Origin of the sequence: Ferrovum myxofaciens, from assembly GCF_000735045.1 — a bacterium.
Classification (GTDB): Bacteria; Pseudomonadota; Gammaproteobacteria; order Burkholderiales; family Ferrovaceae; genus Ferrovum; species Ferrovum myxofaciens.
On sequence record NZ_JPOQ01000026.1, the window covers coordinates 36,533 to 57,063 of the forward strand.

A 20,531-nucleotide genomic window follows, 5' to 3' on the forward strand; every position below is an offset into this window, starting at 1 on the left:
AGTCATGAGTTCAGGAAAATCCGTCTACAACGGCTCAACTGCGGCCCTGCTCACCCAGCATGGCAAGGAACGGGTGATCGCGCCGGTGCTGGATATTGCCCTGGCTTGTCGGGTCGAGCGGGTAAGCGGCTTCGATACTGATACCCTGGGCACCTTCACCCGCGAGATTCCACGTCCAGGTACTCAACTGGAAGCGGCGCGCAAGAAGGCGCGCATTGGCATGGAACTGTCCGGCCTTCCGCTGGGACTGGCGAGCGAGGGAAGTTTCGGGCCTGATCCCTTCACCGGGATGTTCTCCTGGAACATGGAGATGATCGTCTGGATCGATGATACGCTGGGCATCGAGGTGGTCGGTGTAGCCTCGGGACCAGCCAGTTTCTCTCATCGGCTCACCGCAAAATGGGAGGATGCCGAGGAATTCGCACGCCAAGCCGGATTCCCCGAGCACCCTCTGGTGGTGCGCCCGCAAGGCGAAGAGGACCCGCGTATTCGCAAGGGAATTTCTGCTTGGGCGGAACTTGAGGCCGTCTTTCCTTGGGCGCTCGCAGAATCGACCAACGGGCAGGTATTCATCGAAACCGATGTGCGCGCCGATGCCAATCCCGCGCGCATGGAGAAGATCGGCCAAGCCGCCCGAGACCTCACACGCAAACTTTGCACACTCTGTCCCATCTGCAACGCCCCCGGCTTTCAACTGGCCGAGCACATCCCTGGCCTGCCCTGTGAGTATTGCGGCACCCCAACCCAAGAAGCCCGAGCCGACATCCACCGTTGCGTCAGGTGCCACCACCAAGTGACGGCAGAGCGCCCGGAGAAAGTGGCGCAGGCGGGCCGCTGCGACTTCTGCAACCCGTGAAATTTATAAAGATAACGCAACGCTCACCCGAACATCGGCTGCCGCTTCTTGCACCCGGCGGGACTGCTATGGCATGTGGAGCCTGTCGAGCCGGTGCGCAGCAGCAAACAAGTATTCCATGAATGTCTTGGTGGTCAGGGTAAGTTGCTTTCCCGCAGGATAAACCGCGTACCATTTTCGTTCCAGAGGAAAGCCGCACACGTCGAGCACCGCCAGATCCCCGCTGGCGAGTTCCGCGCTTATCGTGCTGGCGGATAGCACAGCCATGCCCAAACCACTGGCCACTACTTGCTTGATGGCCTCGTTACTACCAAACTCCATGCGCGCCTTGAGAGCGATACCATGCCGCTCGAAAAACTCCTCGGTGGCTAGGCGTGTTCCCGAACCCGGCTCGCGCAGGATGAATGGAACGTCCCTCAGGCTTGATGGAGCGATCTTCTCTTCCGGTACCAGAGGATGGTCAGCCCGGACCACTATCACCAGAGGATTGTCAGCAAAAGGTTCTGCGGCGACGTTCATGTGGGCTGGCGGCTGTCCCAGGATGTAGAGATCGTCCTGGTTGCGCGCGAGCCGTTCCAGCAAGACCTCCCGGTTACCGACGAATAGAGCAGCATCGATACCAGGATGCTTTGCGCAGAAGTCCCCCAATAGGCGGGGAATGAAGTATTTGGCAGTAGCGAGGGTGGCGAGTTTCAGACTACCCTTCTCTATTCCCTGGATCGCGGCCAGTTCCTGAGCGACACGCTCCAGTCGGTCGAACATATCTTGACAGGCCACTGTCAGTACAGTTCCTGCCTGGGTAAGATAAATCTTCTTGCCGATCTGATCGAAAAGGGGCTGACCAACAGCCTCGGCGAGTTGCCTGACCTGAATGGACAGGGCTGGCGGCGTCAGGTGAAGTTCCTCGGCAGCGCGGGCAAAACTCATGTGCCGGGCCACGGCATAGAAGATCTTGAACTGGTGCAAGGTAGCATGACGGATAGGCATGATTTATATTAAACCAAAGTAAAACACAATTGTAAACATAATTAACTTTTACTAAATCATTAAATTGTGCATAATTTTCACAGTTGCCCAGCATTTCACAAGATTTATCAAAAGTTACCTCACCTCTATTGGTATTGGCACTTGACCAGAATACTCTGCGGCACTCGTTTCTTCAATCAACAACCTGGAGGATGCTCCTATGAACCAACCCAAGGAATCTTTATATAAAAGCATCGTTCAGCAGCGTGAAATGCTCACAGAATTACTGTACGAACCATTGCACCAATTGGCGGAAGCATGTAGCCAAGTCTGGAGTGATCGCGCGAAGATGGAGACCGTATTGAGCGATGCGTTTTCCTCTGTGCCTTTCTGCAAATTCCTGTATGTGCTTGATACGAACGCGGTGCAGATCACTTCCAACATAAGCAGCGATGGGTTGGTGGTGGAACATTTCGGACGGGATCGGTCAGACCGGCCCTACATGAGAGAAGCGCTGCTTGCCACAGGGTTTTTTGATAAAAACCGTGAACAGCATTACCAACAGTGGCCTTACCTGCGTGAAGGAGTTCAGGCCACCGATTTCCTGTTGTGCGAAGCCTATATCAGCCTGCGGGCGCTACGACCTTCGTTGACTGCCATTCAATTTGTGCGCAATGCCAATGGAATTGTGCTCGGTTTTATAGGTGCCGATTTTGCCTTGCGTGATTTGCCGCAGACGCACCAACTCTATGAAGAACCCCGTCACTGGCGCCAGTTCGTTGGCGACCCCTCAATTCTCGTTACGGTGTCTAACCAGACTCGTTCGAAAAGTGTGATGGACAGGCATCTGGATACGGTCCTCAGCGTGGTGGAAGAGTTGATCCTCGACCACGGCGTATATCATGTGATTCTACATTTCTCCAGCAGTCAGGCCATTGTCTGGGTGATGGATGATCCCTATCGTTATCGTGTGTTGCCCATGGATATGCTGGCTGATCCGGACAGTTGCATGGCGTATCCCAAGCGGCCGTACCCCACCGATGCGCTGGTGCCTGCCCAGCAGATCCGTGCCGTGCTGGATAACCTGAGGGCACTGCGGTTCATGAATGAAATGTTATACCTGCGCTCCGGTACACTCAACATTTTCAACGGCATAGTGGGCTTGACGTTCTCCTGCGAAGGGTCACATTACATTCCATATGATGAATTTCTCAAAATGGATCATGGGTTCTGGGTAAGCGGTTGACTATGTTCAATTAACCGAATGGTCACCCACTTCCCCAAACGGCGCCGAAATGCCACGACTTGACCTTGGGGAAGAAATAGGATGCGCCGAAGCAGCGCGCTCCAGCCGGTCGCGCACCGCCTGCCAGTCCGCCCCGATGGGTGGTGCCTCGATCAGAATGTAGTCGAAACATTGAACATCCAGGGCACGCAGCCGCGCGTACAGTTCGCGTGCCCATCCCGCCGGGTAGTCCGGCATGCCCTTCCAGAGACAGGCATCGGGCAAAAGGAGAGCAATCCTGGACAAAACCGCAACGCGCTGCCCTTGCCCGAGGTGCCACCGCACTTCGGCTTTCAGATATGCGGGCGGAATCAGGCAGACGGGGGTTTTCGGGGCGTAATGAGAGCGCAGCATGCCCGGCACCCGCGGCGCTTCGTTTCCCGGTTGGGCGATTGGTTGCTTGAGGACGGCTTCGATCTCGGCAAGAGTGATCGCGCCAGGACGCAGCAGCCGAGGCTGATGCCCGCTCAAATCGAGGATGGTGGACTCGATGCCTACGTGGCAGGGTCCACCGTCCAGGATCAAGTCCATGGCATCCCCAAGTTCTTCTCGAACGTGCGCTGCGGTAGTGGGGCTCACCCGGCCAAAGCGGTTGGCTGAAGGAGCAGCAATTCCACCGCCAAAGACCTTGAGCAGCGCCAGGGCGAGTGGATGATCGGGAACACGCAGTCCCACTGTGTCTTGGCCGCCGGTGACGATATCGGGTACACAACTGGCGCGACGCAGGATCAGTGTGAGCGGCCCCGGCCAGTAGCGCCGTGCGAGGTGCCAAGCCATGGTTGGGATTTCCCTGGCCCAGTGAAGGATCTGGTCGGGGGTCGCGATGTGAACGATCAACGGATGGTCGGCTGGTCTGCCCTTTACCGCGAAGATGCGGGCTACGGCTGCAGGATTTTCAGCGTCCGCCCCGAGGCCGTAAACGGTCTCGGTGGGAAAGGCTACGAGCCCGCCTCCACGCAAAACCTCCGCAGCCCCCTGCACATTGGAGAACATTTTTCCGGTCGAAAGCATGGATCAAGCACCACCCAACCACTTCATCCAGTGCAACGAGTGCGCCACCACCAGTCTGTTGGAACTGTCCAGCCTGTTCTTCATCGCGTGAGACCCATGTACAAGAGCGGCAACTTTTCGGGCAGCCTTTGCACGTGGTCCACCACCATGTAGTTCTTCGCACCGAAAATGCGCGACACATACTGGTCGGCTCTGGGATCGAGACTCAGGCAGTAGGTGGTGATGCCAGATCGAGTCAACTCTTCCACCGCTTTCTTGGCATCGAAGCGCAGGTATTGCGGATCGCGCATGTCATTGTCAGCAGGTTCGCCATCGGTAACCACCAGCAGCAACTTCCTGCTGCTGGGTCGGCGCTTTAAAATCGAACCGGCATGGCGCATCGCCGCGCCCATGCGCGTGGATAGTTGGCCGCGCATGCCCGCCAGACGGGACTTAGCCAAGTCGTTGTAGGGCATGTCAAAATCCTTGAAGCGATAATACTCCACGTCGTGCCGGCCATTGGAATCGAAACCGTGGATGGCGAAGGGGTCGCCAATTTTGTCTAGGGCATTGGCCAGCAGCACCGTGGCTTCGCGCGCCAACTGCAGAACCGTGTTGTTCGAACCCAGCACGAGATCGTTGGTGGATTCGGACAGGTCGATCAACAACAGCACTGAAAGATCGCGCACCTTGCGCACGTTACGCATCATGACGCGCGGGTCGGGCTGCTCTCCCATGCGCATTTCGATCATGGCGCGCACCGCAGCATTCAAGTCGATCTCATCTCCGTCCTCCTGCTTGCGCAGGCGTTGAACACCCTGCGGTTGCATGGCTTCGATCAGATACTTGAGCCTGCCGATGATGGATTTATACTTGACCACAATGTCGTCAATGACCTCCACTTCGCCGAGTATTGGGCGCTTTTCCAACACTGTGCACCAATCCGGACGCTCCAGTTGCATCTGGTAGTCCCACTCTGCATAGTGGTAAGGCTGGGGAGGGGGTTCCTTACCTTCCAACTCGTTGTAACTCTTGCCAAGATCTTCATAGGGGAAAAGTTCGCTGGATAATACCCAGATTTCCTGCGCATCGTCACCTGCGTTCTCGACCTCGACCTCATTGGCGAACTCCATGAGGCTGACATGCTTGCGCACCTGCTTTTCCTGCCACGGGGCCACCTGTGCAAACTCCGATACCTCGTCGAAATCCCACAGATAGCGATTGTCGTCGCGATAGGGCGCGCTCAGCATATTGGTATGCACGAAGGGTAACCGCATCTGCACCAGGTCGTGGGCAAGCGTCACGCCTATGTCCCACGCGAGATGATTGCTCGCAAGTTGGTTCAGTTGCTCGGCAAATAGCATTCTCACCTTGGCAATCAACGGATCTGGGTCTGCGTAGCCTGGGTCCAGCAACGCGCGTGCGATGCGGTTGAGATAATCACCGATGCTCGCGTTCTGGTGGGGCGTGGCGTGGTGAAGTTTTTGCCACAAAGGTGCAAGGCCGGGGAAACTATTGATCGCCAGTTGCTCCACGCGCGCGTCTTCAATGGTGCCGATAACCGTCATTTGCAAAGGCGTGAGTGCTTCGGCGGAAAGAGGTTCTTTGGTATACATCTGATGTGCGGCGGCATGGGCGCAGGCTGCCCGATAAAGTTCCACACCATCGATCTTGCCTGAAGGAAGGTCAAGGTCATCATAGGCGTCGGGCAAGTGGATGATGTAGCCCTCAATATAGGGCCGGTAGCCTTCGCGCTGCTCGAAGTCGCCGCTGGTTGGGCGCATGAAGAAATCCCGTCCCCACAAGGCGCGCAGGTACATACCGATGCGCCGTTGCACGTCGATGAACAAGGTGCCCCTGCGTTCCTTTTGCAGCACGCCTAGGGATTCCGGGCTCTCCAAACCGAAGTATCTGATCTGGGCATTGAAATCGGTTTTGTGCGCCTGGGCGCCCCAGAGCGCCCAACGGCGCAAACCACCGAGAGTCAGTTGCCCAAGCAGGGTGCCTAGGTGATCCAGCATCGGACGGACGCCGCGCGGTGCCTGGGCGAGCAGGGTATCAATCAGGTGCAGGTAGCCCCGGAATAGTTCCGGGTCGCCCAACCGGGAAGCGGCGATTGGGCTGGAGGAAAAAACCAGAGAGATCACGGTGGCACTGGTCTTGGAATACATTTTGATAGCGGCTGCGAGTAAATCACTCACCGCGTCCTCGCCCAGTTCGCGCGTTACCGCTGGCGCGCTCTGGATAAAGGACAACACCAGATCGGTGCCACGGCCCAACGATTTCAGACCGGTTGCGCCGTGCAGATAAGCTTCCAGACCTCGCGGACTGAACACCCTAGCCGCTTCTCCCCAGGATGCACGCAATACTTCGCTGGCATGCTCGCCGAGTTCGTCCAATATATCCTGATATTTTTCGAGTTCTATGGCCATCTTGCTGCTCCGGTAAATTCCGTTGTATGGCTAGTGTCTAGAAGAAAGTCGTCACTGCCGCGTCAAGCGCATCGCGCATGTCGGGGTCGTCGGTAATCGGACGAACCAATGCGACGCGGCAGGCGTTCTGGGGATCGACCCCCTTGGCGATCAGGCTGCCTGCATACACCAGCATCCGGGTCGATATCCCTTCGTCCAGGCCGTGACCCTTGAGATTTCTGGCGCGCTCGGCAATGGATACCAACTTGTCGGAAACTTCTCTGGGTACCCCCGTCTCGTGCGAGACGATCTCCATCTCGACCGCGTGCTCGGGATAATTGAAGTCGAGCGCACCGAAGCGCTGCTTAGTGGACTGCTTCAGGTCTTTCATCAGGCTCTGATAGCCCGGATTATAGGAAATCACCAACTGGAAATCGGGATGAGCATGAATGAGCTCTCCCTTCTTCTCCAAAGGCAATACCCTCCTGTTGTCCGTCAGGGGATGAATCACCACTGTAGTGTCCTGTCTGGCCTCTACGACTTCATCCAGATAGCAGATTGCCCCGTATCGAGCCGCGATTGCCAACGGCCCGTCCTGCCAGCGGGTTCCGCTCACATCCAGCAAAAAGCGCCCGACAAGGTCTGAAGCAGTCATGTCCTCGTTGCAGGCTACGGTGATCAGTGGCTTTCCCAACTTCCATGCCATGTATTCGACGAAACGGGTCTTGCCGCATCCTGTCGGACCTTTCAGCATCATCGGCATGCGCACGCCATAGGCAGCTTCGTACAGATCAACTTCGTCGGCAACGGTATGGTAATAGGGCTTTTGTTCTACACGGTACTGGTCGATCACGCCATTCATGGTGGCTCCTTATTAGTCGGTAACTGACGACAGGCGAGGTAAATCAGAATTACGAAATATCTCTCAGTCTGGCCAGACCCGATTCGGATGCAATACACTCGACTCGCCGGCCTTGGCGGATACAGGCTTGACTGCGACACGCGCCGACTTCATTTTGGCGACCGGTATGACCGGAACGCTTGCCGGATCCATGTCTGGCTGCTCCCCGTTTTGCTGAACCTTGATCTGGCGTACGCCTTGTGCAAGTCTTGATCCCATTTTCTTCACAGACATAAGACCTCCTCAATGATCGCTTCGATATCCGCCACGCCAACCTGCTAGACCTTGCCCGATGCGACCGCCAGCGTCTCCATCTCGCTGGTGAAAGCGGATACTCGCCTGTCCAGCGTGGCCAGACCCTCTGCATCAATGCTGACGACGACGTAAGTTTTGCCGAAGCTCAAATTCGGATAGTAGTCCTCGCGCCTGGACAATTTTGCCAGTTGATCCAGAAAGCGCCTTGTCTCGACGTAGTTGCCAAAATCAAAGCGCTGGTTCAATACCGGTTTGTACGCTACTGGCGTGGCGATATCCGTGTCTTCTTCCCTAGCTTGCGTCATGATCTCACTCTCCTTTTAACTCAGACAATTGCTGATCCAATTCCTTGAGATGTCCCAACTCATCTTCCATCAAGGCACGCATCAGCGCTTGCGTTTCCCCATCCTGGCGCCTGGCGCAATAGAACGCTGCTTCTTCATAAAGCCGGATCGCTTCGATCTCAAGCCCGCGATCGATTTGAAGCATTTCCGCCAGCGTTCTACCTGGGCGAATGGGTGGCAATTGGGTCGCATTACAAGGAATACCCAAGATCAACATACGTTCCATCAAGCGCTCGGCGTGCACCAGTTCCTCGTTCACATCCCGGCGAAATTGCGCACTCTGTGCAGATAAACCCCACAGGCCGGTCAACTTGGCCTGCATCAGATATTGCTGCACAGCCGCCAGTTCGTGGCTGAGCGCACGTGACAAATAGCCACTCAAACGCGGGTCTGTATACATGCTCACGCCTTTTCCACTTAAGCGATAGCCTGACTGAGATCCCCGTCACGTCCACCCAGGCCCGTATCCGGGCTCGTTGGCAGAATGTTTTCCACCTCGTTATGCACGCGCGCAATGATATGTGCCGCGACCAGCCCATCTCCCACCCGTTCGCACGCATCTGCACCGGCGCGCACTGCCGCGTTTACCGCACCGGTTTCGCCACGCACCAGCACGGTGACATAACCGCCACCGACGAACTGACGTCCCACTAGGCGCACTTCCGCCGCCTTGGTCATCGCATCCGCCGCTTCAATCGCCGGCACTAGGCCGCGCGTTTCGATCATGCCCAATGCAATACCGCTCACTATGTTTGCCATGATATATTCCCTTTTTTCGTCAAGTTGTTAAGACAAAACTCTTCATGCTTCAGGCTGATTCGGCAGAATGTTTTCCACCTCGTTATGCACGCGCGCAATGATGTGTGCCGCGACCAGCCCATCTCCCACCCGTTCGCACGCATCTGCACCGGCGCGCACTGCCGCGTTCACCGCACCGGTTTCGCCACGCACCAGTACGGTGACATAACCGCCACCGACAAACTGACGTCCCACCAAGCGCACTTCCGCCGCCTTGGTCATTGCATCCGCCGCTTCAATCGCTGGCACCAGGCCCCGTGTTTCGATCATGCCCAATGCAATACCGCTTACGTTTGCCATTTTCAGTACTCCTTTTGCGTTAAAAAAATGTTTACTTACCGGTTTGGCCAGTGCCGGGGTCCCAACCATCGATAATGCCGCCGATGGTCAAATCGGTAAGAATCTTGTAATCGCCCGTGGCGTAACGCGCCGCTGAACCACTCACGGTAATCACCCATTTGCCCGGTGGTACGCCCACCGGGTCGGCCGCCACATTGAGCCGACCTTTGGCATCGCGTAGCACCCTGAGCGAAATACTGTATAAGCCAGGAATGCGACGTGTGGAAACCAAGTCGGAAATTACTTCCATAACTTCCATTTCAATCTTCCGCCCAATGGTCGATGATGCCGACGATGGTAAGGTCGCTGGGAAAATCCTTGCTCCCCGCAGCTTCACGTGCGGCGGAAGAACCCACGCAAATCACCCAGTCTCCGGGGATGCAACCCACTGCGTCCACTGCTATGCTGCGTGACCCGCCTTTTTCTTTCACCACCAGCAGCGGGCGATGCCCCATCTCCTTGATCCGGTTAGTCGAAACCAGAGTCTTTTCCACCTGACAAATTTTCATTATGTTCTCCGCAAAACCTTAAGCGCCGTTCGCTTCTATCGACTCGATCGGGCTGCCGGGCCGTTTGTCCTGTACCGTCATGCCGCATACCAGCAGGCCTTGCCTGGCCAATTCGCCGTAGCGCAATTCGAGCGCCGCTTGGACCCGCTGGCACCGCTCTACCGTGCGCTCGCGGCAACCCGGCACGCGACTGTCGTAGCGAAAGTGAATCGCCAGCGGGATCGGCAAGCCATGATTGACGTTGAGCTTCTTGAAAATATTGATCCCCACATCCATATCGGGCGCGCCTTCTTCCACGGTGTGCAAATGGGCGAAGTAAGCCAAGTTGCGCAACTGAAATTCTTCAAAGCCGTCACCCACGCTGATAAAGCGCTCGTTATGTCCGATATCCGGGTAACGTCCGCCCCAGTTGCCGCATACATACTCGATCTGCGACAAGTTATTGATCAACAGTGTCGCAATCAAGCGCCGCATGCCTTCATGCGGCTCGCCGTTACCGCGACCCCAGCCACCACCTTGGGCGCTGGCCGCCTGAATCGCCTGATAGACCTTGAGCCGGGCAGTATTCCCGTCGTCATTGACGGTCTGTTCATACAGTGCAAGATTATCCACCGCGCGATACAAACTCATTTCTCCATCTGCATCAGGCACATGCACTTTGATCGCATCAGTGGCGGTATCCACACCGATCAGCAAGGTATCCACCGAAGCACCACAGCAAAAACTGTTCTCGATCGCTTGGCGGAACTCGCGCAACCGCTCCAGTCCTTTCTCCGCTGCCCGAACCTCATTGCTGCCGTGGGCAGCACAGCCTTCGTGTGCAGGATCGGAACTGCTGGTGTGGTACACCACCATTTTCAGGTAACGCGTCCCTGCATCGGGAGTCACCGGGCGACCCTCGCGAAAACGCATCAACTCGGTTTCTATCCAGCGTTTCACATTGGCTTCCACGTCGAACATCGCCCCGGCATAGGACTTGCTGCTGCGCACTGCTCCAGTGGGCAAGCGCAGGATGTAGCGCACCAAGCCCTTCAAACGCCCGTCCGAGCAAGGCGAGATATCCACCGCGTGGTAGCCGCAATCCAACATGAATGACACCGCTTCATCTACGTCCACCGCCTCCGGCGGATTGCTCGTGCGGGCCTGCTCAGCCAGCAAGCGCAATGTGCGCATCACAGTTTCGCCATATAAGGCGCTCATATCCAGACCGGTTACCCACGCATCCGCAAGGATGCGCGACGGCAAGTCAAAGCCAAGTTCCTGGTTCGCGATGGCTTGCGCCTGCGCAACAAACTCCGCTGCATGCTGCAAACCGGCAATGCGCTTCAAGACCGGGATAATATTGGCAAAGCGCTCCTTGATGGTTTTCTCATACGCCAGTAAGCGCCGATTCTCCATTTGGTTCGTCAACGGGTGGCTGCACAAACGTCCGCCCTGCATAGCACACCCCGGATTGGACTCCAGTGCCAAGGAAGCCGCAAGCGTCTCCGGCTGCCGCCCCTGGAGAGCGCCGTTAGGCGTCCCCAACCCGTAGGGCGGGCGGCTTGCTGCAAACTGCGGGCTGGTATGACGCCCAGGGCGGTTGCGAGTATTCATTTGGGTTAGCCTCGGGCGCCGCCAGAATAGGTGATGGTGGACCCGGTAGCGGCGTTACCGCTACTGCCGGTAACTTTGCTGGGCGGCACTTGCAAATGCTCGCGATCCTTTATCGCAGGAACTTGCATCGCCATGCTGCGCTGATTGCCGCGCAGGGTTGGGTTGCGTCGCGTGGCAGAGGTCCCTTCGGTGCCAGTAATACTTTCATTACGCCGCCAACCTGCGCCAGTGATGGCGAAGCCTCCTTCGCGCCCATCTCCAGTGAGGCGGCTGCGCTGAGCTTCAGGCACCTGTGGTTGCTCCATCGCAATCAGTGCAACGCCGTATGCATCATCCCGATAGCGAAACTCTGGTGTGCCAGAAACCAGTCCGGCGGCCAAATTCACTGGCCCGGTGATACGGCCTTGTGCGCCGGAGATGTTGCCGGTAATGCGACTCAGCCTGCTGTCCTGAGCTTTGCGTGCCGGGGTGACGATGCTGAAACTGCTTTGCTCCGTAACCGCCTGCGGCGCGGACTCTGCCTCATACGAAACATTTGCAGGTCCAAACGTTAGCGGATGCGGGTTGCTATTGATACCTCGCTGCGACACTCGCTGATATGGGCCGGAATAAGGCGTGCCGCTCAAAACCTGACTTTCTCCACGTTCCGCGCCTGTCATCCTGCCTCCCGATTCTACGAGTGTTCCGCTCAGCGCTATGCCCGCCCGGGCGCCGCGGCTTGCCATCAGAGCGCGCGATGCGGCTTGGCGATCCGCGTCGCAAAACGCCGTATACTGATCCGGGCCCATGTATTCGGTACCTGAAATCGGCTGACAACCACCATATTCATCGCCAGTAACTTTTGGGTTGTGTTCCATCATTGTTCCGGAAATCGGCTGGTCGCGTACCGTGCTCATCACACTCACCTTGTGCGGCACGCCGCTGCCTTGACACATGCTGACAGACAGATCCTGAGCATACTGACTGCCGGTGAGTTTGCTGTTGCAGGCACCGGATTCGTCTCCCGTCACCTTTACGCTACGCCCGACTTCGGTTCCGCTCACGTTCAAACCTGCCCTGGTAATGGCTACCCCCACTTTGGCTGGCGCACTTACCGGCTTGGAGGCACAGAAAGATTCGAATTGCTCCGCGCCCAGATATTCGGTACCGGTCACTGCCTTGCAGGCACCATGTTCATCTCCGGTTACCCTAGCACTGCGACCAAGTTCCACACCGCTCACACGCTGATTCCGGCTGGTGTTGCTGACGCTGACCTTGGCAGGTGGGGCTGGTGGAACGGATGCACATAACTTTCCATACTGTTCGGCACCAATGTATTCGGTACCGGTAATCCCTCGGCAACTGCCCGATTCAACCCCGGTCACCTTGCTGCTACGCTCGACCTGGGTGCCGGTGACCAAGTTGCCGCTCAAGGTGGTGCCGATCTCGACCTTGACCGGAACCGCGGGAGAACGCACTCTTCCGGAAGGACGACACGCCGGATCATTGCCTCGACCGTTAACACACATTTCCTCACGGCGCGCCCGTGCAGCGGCACGCCCACTCAATCCAACAGCCCCCACAGTCTTGTTGCTGCTCACATGACGTGTCGCGGCAGCATTCATTCCCGCAGATTTCATAGCCGCCTTCCCTTGGCTGGAGAGTGCTCGCCGCCGCTCCTGGCACAATTGACGCACTCTGGAAGAAGTCAGTCCCAAGGTGGTTGGGGGCTCTGCTTCTACCAGGGCACAAACTGTGTCCAGCGTTTTCTGCTCGACGGCATGCATACAACCGCAGTCACTTGAGGCATGGCTATCGTCCTTCAATGGCTCTGATTGAGGCGCAGCCGATTCCACGCTTTGCACGCGTACCGGCGCGATGGTAGGCACTGCCTTGCGTACCTGCCCCAAACTTGCCTTGCCGCTCTGCGACATCGCCTGACGACGAGCACGCGAGAGCATGCGTCCACTCGCGCCGTTGGGCGCAAAACCCTTATTTTCAGCCTTGGAATCGCTCATGCTTTTATCCTTCCAGTTTCAATAGGCCCTTGGGGGGCCTGTGCCGGATCGCCCAACCCCCGATTACCGTCCGCGGAACACCACGAAGGAACTGCCCTGGCTCTGCGAGTAGTTGTCATATCCAATCAGACGCACGTGGTGGTTGGGGTGAGCGCGATGGCAAGCCTCCAATTCGGAGATGATGGTATCCACCGATTGCTCCCCGAACATGGGCAGTTTCCACATGTACCAGTAGTAGTTGAATGCGCGCGTCGGTTCCACGTGCTCAATGCCAGGGTTCCAGCCCTGACTCACGATGTAGGCAATCTGACGGCGCATTTTTTCCGGCGACATCGCCGGCAAATACGAGAAAGTTTCGTACTTGGGGGTTGAGTTGTAATCTTGAATGTCAGCCATTTTCTTTTCTTTCCTTTCCTTTAACGCTTGGCGGGCCGTCCGGCCACGCGCTGCGAGAGTTTTCGGTTATGCTCCAAGGAGTTCCGACCCCAAGGTTAACGATTCACCACGTCCAGTTTGTCCACGGTGTCGAATTCGAACTTGATCTCTTTCCAGGTTTCCATGGCGATCTTGAGTTCCGGGCTGTCCTTGGCGGCGTTGGTGAGAATTTCCTTGCCTTCACGCTCCAATTCTCGCCCTTCGTTACGCGCCTCGACACACGCTTCCAGCGCAACGCGGTTGGCAGCAGCACCGGCGGCATTGCCCCACGGATGGCCCAGGGTACCGCCGCCAAACTGCAACACTGAGTCGTCGCCAAAGATGTTGACCAGCGCGGGCATATGCCAGACGTGAATGCCGCCGGATGCGACGGGGAATACACCCGGCATGGAGCCCCAATCCTGGTCGAACATGATGCCGCGCGAGCGGTCTTCGGGAATGTAGGATTCTCGCATCAAGTCCACCCAGCCCAAGGTTGCACCGCGGTCGCCTTCCAACTTGCCTACCACGGTGCCGGAGTGCAGATGGTCGCCGCCGGACAGGCGCAGCGCCTTGGTCAGCACGCGAAAATGGATACCGTGGTGCGGATTGCGGTCGAGCACAGCGTGCATGGCGCGGTGAATGTGCAGCAGCATGCCGTTCTTGCGGCACCAGCGCGCCAGACCAGTATTGGCGGTAAAGCCGCCGGTCAGAAAGTCATGCATGATAATAGGTGAGCCAATCTCCTTGGCAAACTCGGCACGTTCATACATTTCCTCGGGAGACGGGGCAGTCACGTTCAGGTAGTGGCCCTTGCGTTCGCCGGTTTCAGCCTGGGCATTTTCGATGGCATCCTGAACAAACAGGAAGCGGTCGCGCCAACGCATGAAGGGCTGAGAATTGACGTTCTCATCATCTTTGGTAAAGTCCAGGCCGCCACGCAGGCATTCGTACACGGCGCGACCATAGTTTTTGGCCGACAGACCCAATTTGGGCTTGATGGTGCAGCCCAGTAACGGGCGGCCGTACTTGTTCATTTTGTCGCGCTCGACCTGAATACCATGGGGCGGCCCATTACAGGTTTTGACATAAGCGAGAGGGAAGCGCACATCTTCCAGGCGCAGAGCGCGAATAGCCTTGAAGCCGAATACGTTACCGACCAGGGAGGTGAACACGTTCACCACAGAACCTTCTTCGAACAGATCGATGGGGTAGGCCACGAAGGCATAGAAACTGGTATCGTCGCCGGGTACATCCTCGATGCGGTAGGCACGCCCCTTGTAATAGTCCATGTCCGTCAGCAAATCGGTCCACACCGTGGTCCAGGTACCGGTGGAGGATTCGGCTGCAACGGCTGCCGCGGCTTCCTCGCGATCCACGCCAGGTTGCGGGGTAATCTTGAAACAGGCCAGAATGTCCGAGTCTAGCGGCACATATTCCGGCGCCCAATAGGTCTGCCGATATTCTTTTACACCGGCCTCATATTTTTTAACGGCCATACTTGCTCTCCTCGTAGGATAGTTGACAAACGCGATTGGAACCGTTACACATGAGTTCCGCTGGTTGAGTTGTATTGTGGAAGATTTGATAAATTAATTAAAGTTAATTATATTTACTATTATCTTTTACATTAATTTAATATTTAATAGGGAAGAAAACGTTTTTTGGCGAACGCCGTCCTGACCTGTTGAAAGTCATTTGGAACTTTACCGAACCTTGGCAACGCTGTTCACAATAGAAACAGAGTGTGTAGAATAATCCCATGAGATCCTTCCTCCAAACCCCATGAAAGAAGCCATCCAGCGCGCACGGGACGTTCGCATCATGGTTGGCTTGATCCTTACCGCCTGGATTCTGTCCTTCATGATGCTGATCAATTGGATGAATGAGAGTCGGTCACAGAATCAGGAAGAAATCAAAACCCGCGTCTCCCGTCTACTTGCCCTCGAAGAACTCACAGAGGAAGGTCAGGTCAGTTTTCAACGTGAAATCCACGAGTGGAAAAATATTCTTCTGCGTCAATATGACCCAACCTTGCGCCAGAAATGTTTGACGGACTTTACCCAGGCCCAGCAAACCACGCAAGAATTGCTGGATGCCGCCCAGATCCTGGCACAGGAAGAACAGATACCCGAAGTTGCCGAATTTTTGCAAATTTCCATTTCTCACCGTGCCCTTTACCTCTCCTACCGGACCGCCCTGTCCCATCTCAACGCCCATGATCCCCTTTCTTTTCGCTCGGTGGATAAACAGGTGCGCGGCCTGGATCGCCCCTTGGCAAACTCCCTACAGAAGTTGGCGGGACAAATTTCGGAATATGCCAGTCACCAGGTGGATGAACTGGATCGCTCGGGAAATGGCGAAAATCATTGGTGGCATATCTGGGGAAAGTATTTTGTCAGTCTCGAACTCCTGATCATCCTGGCCTTCATGCGTCTCATCCAGTTGGCACAAAGCACCGAACTCAAGGGACGACGAGCCGCTGTCATCGTGGATTCCATCGATGATGCCATCATCGTGACCGACTCCGAATGCCGTATCCGTTTTGTCAACCGTGCGGCAGAAGTGCTACTGGAATGCTCCCAGGAAAAACTCAAGAAGATTTCTTTTCAGAAACAGGTCCAAATGACCGACGAACACCTCGCGCCTGTACCTGATTTGCTGCTCCAAGTCATTCAGAATCGTCAGCGCGCCTCATCCGGTGCAGTACATCTGTTGCATACCCCTGCGGGAGCAATCATTCCGGTGGAGAGCCGGGCAGCGCCCATCCTCACGGAAAACAACCAGTTGGACGGGGTCGTCACCCTCCTTCACGACATGACGATGCACCAGAAACTGACGCGACAAATCCAGACCCAATCTTTTCGTTTTCAATTGGTCTTTGAACAAACCGGCATCGGAATTGCCTTCTGTGAACCCCACAGTACCAAGATCCTCGAAGCCAATCAGCGCATGGCTCACATTCTGGGGGCCCAGACCCCCGAACTCATCCTCGGGCGACGCTTCACCGAATTCTATGCTGACGTACTCCATGCCAATACTCCCAGTGGCCACAATGCCATTTTGAAGGGGTTGGAGCACATGATTCTGGAAGCTCGGGGATCCGATGTTCAGTTGCGGGATCTTACCGGCCAACAACTGCGTTGGTACCACCAAACGGTGGCTTTTCTGCATGATTCTGAACATCATGTTCCCAGTCAGTTGGTTTTCGTATTCTGGGATATCGACGATCGCGTCCAACTTCAAACCCGTCTGGAGATTCAGGGCTCCCGCGATCAACTTACCGGTCTGGGCAATCGTTTCCTGTTTCAGTGCGCGATTGAAAACGCCCTGACCCGGAGGATGCCGTCGGGACAGATAAATTCATTTTGTATCCTGCTGATCGATCTGGATAATTTTAAAGCCATCAATGATGTACGGGGTCACTCCGTTGGGGACAGTCTGCTCAAGGAAGTGGCCCTGCGTCTGACTCAAACGGTCAGGGACTATGATACGGTGGCCCGGCTGGGCGGAGATGAATTTGTGATTCTTCTGCACCATAGTCAGGAAAATTCGGCCACTGCGGTAGCAGACAAGATTTGCCATGCCATTGCCCAGGAATTCCTGCTGGAGGGGCTTCGTCTCCATACCTCTTGCAGTATCGGCATCAGCACTTTTCCTGACCATGGCCTGGAATATGATGTACTGCTACGCCGTGCGGACATGGCCATGTATCAGGCCAAATCTCTGGGGAAAAACCATTTTTCCCTGTTTTCTGATGCATTGGAACGGGAAGGCATGGAATACTGGCAGTTGGAAACGGAGTTGCGCGAGGCCTTGGAACGCAAGGAATTCGAATTATACTTCCAGCCAAAAATAAATCTCGCAACCGGCGCCGTCTGTGGTGCTGAAGCGCTGATCCGATGGAATCACCCGGTCCGCGGGCTCTTGACCCCCGATATGTTCATCACCTACGCCGAACGCTCCGATCTCATCATCGGGATCGGGAACTGGGTCATTCATGAGGTCTGCCGACTTCTCCACCAATGGGATCTCATGGGTGTCCCGCCGATGGAAATCAGTTTCAATGCTTCCCCTCGTCAATTGCTGGAGTCCGACTCATTGATCGCTCAGATCGAAGAAAGTTTGGCCAGTTTCTCCATCCTCCCCCAACGACTGACCATGGAAATCACGGAAACCGCACTGATGCAGGAAAAGACCTGGAAAACCGCCCATGAAGTCGTCAAATGCGGCATATCGATTTCTCTGGACGATTTTGGCACAGGATACTCGAGTTTGTCTCTTCTCCAGAAATTGCCTTTTTCCTCATTGAAAATCGATCGCTCCTTTGTTCGGGATTTTATTGACAATCTCACGGATGGAACCCTGGTTCGTGCCATTATCGGTCTGACTCGAGATCTGGGTATGGAAGTGGTTGCAGAGGGCGTCGAAACCCAAATTCAGGCCACCACCCTGGCCCGGTATGGTTGCCAGATTGGCCAAGGGTACTTCTTCTCTCGCCCCATTCAGACAACCCAGTTTTTGGAATATCTAAAAACCGCTTAGAGTGGATTGCTTACCGCCTTTCGCTTGTCCCCTCCCTCCCGATCCAGTTCCCGGTGAATGACCCGGGTACACTGATACTGAGAGAAATAGCGGGTCAACTTCTCGGCAAAATAGACCGAGCGGTGCTGTCCTCCCGTACACCCCAGGGAAACCGTCAGGGCCGCGCGATTGTCTTTGATGAAATCAGGCATCCAGGAAGTCACGAAAGTTTGTAAATCCGTAAACATGCGTTGCGCAATGGGCAGATTTTCAAGGAACTTGATCACCGCAGGATCCTGTCCCGTCAATGGACGGAGGTGGGGATCATAAAACGGATTGGGAATACAACGCAGATCAAAAACGAAATCAGCATCGAGCGGAATGCCGAACTTGAACCCGAAGGACTGAAAAAAAAGGGTGAGACGGGCTGGGTCCAGATCAACGAAATCACGCACCCAGGCCCGCAGGGTATTGGGTGTGATATGCGTCGTATCGAAACGACGAGCCAGATCCGCCACCCCCGACAGCAGGTTCCGTTCAAGGGCAATGCATTCTGCAAGGGAATGCTGATGGAGGGCCAGGGGATGGGGACGACGGGTTTCCGAAAAACGTCGGATCAGGTCCTGGTCGCTGGCCTCCAGATAGAGCAACCGAACATCCAACCCATTGTCACGCAAGGTGTGAAGCGCCTCAGGCAGGTTATTCAGGGCATTCCCACCACGCACGTCGAGGGTCAGGGCAATCTGACGCTCTCCCCGCGCCACCAGTTCCTGTAATACGAAAACCAGAAAGGAGAGAGGGAAATTATCCATAGCAAAGTAACCAGCGTCTTCCAAAGCACGCAGAGCCACTGATTTTCCTGACCCTGACAATCCGCTGATCAATACCACTTTGGACGTAACCACCCCCGGTTCACTAAAATTCATGGGAATCCCCCTGAGCGCAGGATTCCTGCATGAATTGTTGCTGACGATCGATAAACTCCTGGGTACTGTTGATCCCCCGCTGTTCCAGAATGAAATTGCGCGTGGCGGCTTCCACCAATACCGCCAGATTTCTCCCCACCGCCACGGGCAAAACCACCCGGGGAATGGCCACCCCCAGTATGGATTGGGTCTGACGTCCCATGGGAAGTCGTTCACAGGTATTCAGATCACCACTGGAGGGACGCTCGAGATGCACGATCAATTTCAAATTTTTACGGGGTCGAACCGCCGTTTCCCCAAATATGGAACGGATATTCAATAATCCCAGTCCACGAACTTCAAGAAAATCTCTCAACAGAGGAGGGCAGCGCCCCTGAAGGGTGTCTGGAGTAATACGGTAGAACTCCACCACATCATCGGCCACCAGTCCGTTTCCACGGGTAATCAACTCAAGGGCCAATTCGCTTTTTCCTGCCCCCGAATCCCCGGTAATCAACACCCCAACTTCAAGAATCACCATGAAAACGCCGTGGAGGCTTTCCTGCTCCGCCAACTCCTGACTGAGGTAATGCCGTATCTGATTGATGACCGAAGTACTGTCCACACTCGCCCCCATGACGGGGATACTTCGTTGTTCCGCTCTTTCAGCCAGGGCAGGCAACAGCACACACCCTTCGCTGAGAAAAATAGCCACCAATTCGGAAGAAAAGATGCCCTCCCAGGCCGTCGCCAGCGCTCCCTCGTCCAGACTCTGCAAGTAAGCCATTTCATGGGCACCCAGGACTTGAAAACGATGGGGATGTGTCAAATTGAGATGGGCGATCAACCCTGCGGTGGAATCACTCAGAGCACCGACGGTAACCACCCGGAGAGACCCTTGCTGCCCCGCCAACCAGCACAGGTCGAGTCTTTCCCGATTATCCGTAAAGAGGCGTTGAACGCTAACCGAAGGCATGGGGTTGAGAAAGCGCCTGAATCACAGCCAAGGGGTCCGTGACTGACAATAAGTGTTGGCGCAGGGATTCATCGCTGAAGAGTTCGGAAATTTCTCCCAGGAGACGTAAATGCACCTCGTTGGCATGTTCTGGAACCAGCAACACAAAGGCCATGCGCACGGGTTGACCATCCGGTGCCTCAAAAGGAATTTCCGTTGACAGGCGCAGAAACGCTGCGAAAGTGTCTCGTACCCCTTTCATGCGTCCATGGGGCAGAGCAAATCCATGCCCCAACCCCGTGGAGCCCAATTTTTCACGATTGAACAAAGCGTCGAAGACCTGACTGCGCGATAACTGGTCATGATTTTCGAAAAGTATCCCAATTTGCTCAAACAACCGTTTTTTGCTGGTCACTTCCAGATCGAGCACGATGTGGTCGGGTTTGAGCAACTGGTAGAGTCGAGGAACGACGCTTCCCACAGCAG

Annotated in this window: 21 protein-coding genes; 3 read left to right on the plus strand and 18 right to left on the minus strand. The window is 55.7% G+C overall.

Annotated elements, in window-relative coordinates:
• Positions 1-4 precede the first annotated feature (4 nt).
• Complete coding sequence (locus tag IV91_RS0104940) at positions 5-856, plus strand: DUF6671 family protein (RefSeq protein ID WP_031596504.1); 852 nt, start codon at positions 5-7, stop codon at positions 854-856.
• A 66-nt stretch (positions 857-922) separates the two neighbouring features.
• On the opposite strand, the gene IV91_RS0104945 is transcribed toward IV91_RS0104940, so the two are convergent.
• Complete coding sequence (locus IV91_RS0104945) at positions 923-1,843, minus strand: LysR family transcriptional regulator (RefSeq protein WP_031596505.1); 921 nt, start codon at positions 1,841-1,843, stop codon at positions 923-925.
• Positions 1,844-2,042: 199 nt separating this feature from the next.
• Between IV91_RS0104945 and IV91_RS0104950 the strand changes: the two genes are divergently transcribed.
• The gene (locus IV91_RS0104950) at positions 2,043-3,068 is read left to right on the plus strand and encodes a hypothetical protein (protein WP_031596506.1); all 1,026 of its coding nucleotides are present in this window, start codon (positions 2,043-2,045) and stop codon (positions 3,066-3,068) included.
• Between the two features lie 6 nt (positions 3,069-3,074).
• Here IV91_RS0104950 and IV91_RS0104955 read toward each other — a convergent pair whose 3' ends face one another.
• The 14 genes from IV91_RS0104955 to IV91_RS0105025 form a co-directional block, all read right to left on the minus strand.
• On the minus strand, positions 3,075-4,118 hold the full coding sequence (locus IV91_RS0104955) for an L-threonylcarbamoyladenylate synthase (protein WP_051862102.1): 1,044 nt from the start codon (positions 4,116-4,118) through the stop codon (positions 3,075-3,077).
• A gap of 80 nt (positions 4,119-4,198) precedes the next feature.
• Positions 4,199-6,529, minus strand: a complete 2,331-nt coding sequence (locus IV91_RS0104965; protein ID WP_031596508.1) for a nitric oxide reductase activation protein NorD — start codon at positions 6,527-6,529, stop codon at positions 4,199-4,201.
• 37 nt (positions 6,530-6,566) lie between these two features.
• On the minus strand, positions 6,567-7,370 hold the full coding sequence (locus IV91_RS0104970) for a CbbQ/NirQ/NorQ/GpvN family protein (RefSeq protein WP_031596509.1): 804 nt from the start codon (positions 7,368-7,370) through the stop codon (positions 6,567-6,569).
• 63 nt (positions 7,371-7,433) lie between these two features.
• Entirely contained in the window at positions 7,434-7,643 is a 210-nt protein-coding gene (locus IV91_RS0104975) for a hypothetical protein (protein ID WP_031596510.1), read from the minus strand.
• A gap of 44 nt (positions 7,644-7,687) precedes the next feature.
• Complete coding sequence (locus IV91_RS0104980; protein ID WP_031596511.1) at positions 7,688-7,969, minus strand: hypothetical protein; 282 nt, start codon at positions 7,967-7,969, stop codon at positions 7,688-7,690.
• Positions 7,970-7,973: 4 nt separating this feature from the next.
• A complete protein-coding gene (locus IV91_RS0104985) occupies positions 7,974-8,408 on the minus strand; it encodes a ferritin-like domain-containing protein (RefSeq protein ID WP_031596512.1) in 435 nt (144 codons plus the stop codon).
• A gap of 17 nt (positions 8,409-8,425) precedes the next feature.
• Positions 8,426-8,767 (minus strand): BMC domain-containing protein, encoded by a 342-nt coding sequence (locus IV91_RS0104990; RefSeq protein WP_031596514.1) that lies wholly within the window; start codon positions 8,765-8,767, stop codon positions 8,426-8,428.
• Between the two features lie 42 nt (positions 8,768-8,809).
• Positions 8,810-9,106 (minus strand): BMC domain-containing protein, encoded by a 297-nt coding sequence (locus tag IV91_RS0104995; protein ID WP_031596516.1) that lies wholly within the window; start codon positions 9,104-9,106, stop codon positions 8,810-8,812.
• Between the two features lie 31 nt (positions 9,107-9,137).
• Positions 9,138-9,404: a carboxysome peptide B gene (locus IV91_RS0105000; protein WP_031596518.1), complete on the minus strand. Its 267-nt coding sequence runs from the start codon at positions 9,402-9,404 to the stop codon at positions 9,138-9,140.
• A 1-nt stretch (position 9,405) separates the two neighbouring features.
• The gene (locus IV91_RS0105005; protein WP_031596519.1) at positions 9,406-9,654 is read right to left on the minus strand and encodes a carboxysome peptide A; all 249 of its coding nucleotides are present in this window, start codon (positions 9,652-9,654) and stop codon (positions 9,406-9,408) included.
• Positions 9,655-9,672: 18 nt separating this feature from the next.
• The gene (locus IV91_RS0105010; RefSeq protein WP_035417175.1) at positions 9,673-11,250 is read right to left on the minus strand and encodes a carboxysome shell carbonic anhydrase; all 1,578 of its coding nucleotides are present in this window, start codon (positions 11,248-11,250) and stop codon (positions 9,673-9,675) included.
• A gap of 5 nt (positions 11,251-11,255) precedes the next feature.
• Positions 11,256-13,247, minus strand: coding sequence for a CsoS2 family carboxysome shell protein (locus tag IV91_RS0105015; RefSeq protein ID WP_051862103.1), 1,992 nt, complete (start codon positions 13,245-13,247; stop codon positions 11,256-11,258).
• Between the two features lie 63 nt (positions 13,248-13,310).
• Entirely contained in the window at positions 13,311-13,643 is a 333-nt protein-coding gene (locus IV91_RS0105020) for a ribulose bisphosphate carboxylase small subunit (RefSeq protein WP_031596524.1), read from the minus strand.
• A 95-nt stretch (positions 13,644-13,738) separates the two neighbouring features.
• Positions 13,739-15,160, minus strand: a complete 1,422-nt coding sequence (locus IV91_RS0105025) for a form I ribulose bisphosphate carboxylase large subunit (RefSeq protein WP_031596525.1) — start codon at positions 15,158-15,160, stop codon at positions 13,739-13,741.
• 286 nt (positions 15,161-15,446) lie between these two features.
• Here IV91_RS0105025 and IV91_RS16695 point away from each other — a divergent pair, with 286 nt between their 5' ends.
• Positions 15,447-18,206 (plus strand): EAL domain-containing protein, encoded by a 2,760-nt coding sequence (locus IV91_RS16695; RefSeq protein WP_051862104.1) that lies wholly within the window; start codon positions 15,447-15,449, stop codon positions 18,204-18,206.
• Here the strand turns inward: IV91_RS16695 and rapZ are convergent.
• From rapZ to IV91_RS0105045, 3 genes are read right to left on the minus strand one after another with little or no spacing between them, the layout of a single operon-like run.
• Positions 18,203-19,111, minus strand: a complete 909-nt coding sequence (gene rapZ / locus IV91_RS0105035; protein ID WP_051862107.1) for an RNase adapter RapZ — start codon at positions 19,109-19,111, stop codon at positions 18,203-18,205. The genes IV91_RS16695 and rapZ overlap by 4 nt on opposite strands.
• Positions 19,101-20,066 (minus strand): HPr(Ser) kinase/phosphatase, encoded by a 966-nt coding sequence (gene hprK / locus IV91_RS0105040; RefSeq protein WP_031596532.1) that lies wholly within the window; start codon positions 20,064-20,066, stop codon positions 19,101-19,103. The genes rapZ and hprK overlap by 11 nt, the downstream gene beginning before the upstream one ends.
• Complete coding sequence (locus IV91_RS0105045) at positions 20,053-20,526, minus strand: PTS sugar transporter subunit IIA (RefSeq protein WP_031596534.1); 474 nt, start codon at positions 20,524-20,526, stop codon at positions 20,053-20,055. Before IV91_RS0105045 ends, hprK begins: the two co-directional genes overlap by 14 nt.
• Positions 20,527-20,531 lie beyond the last annotated feature (5 nt).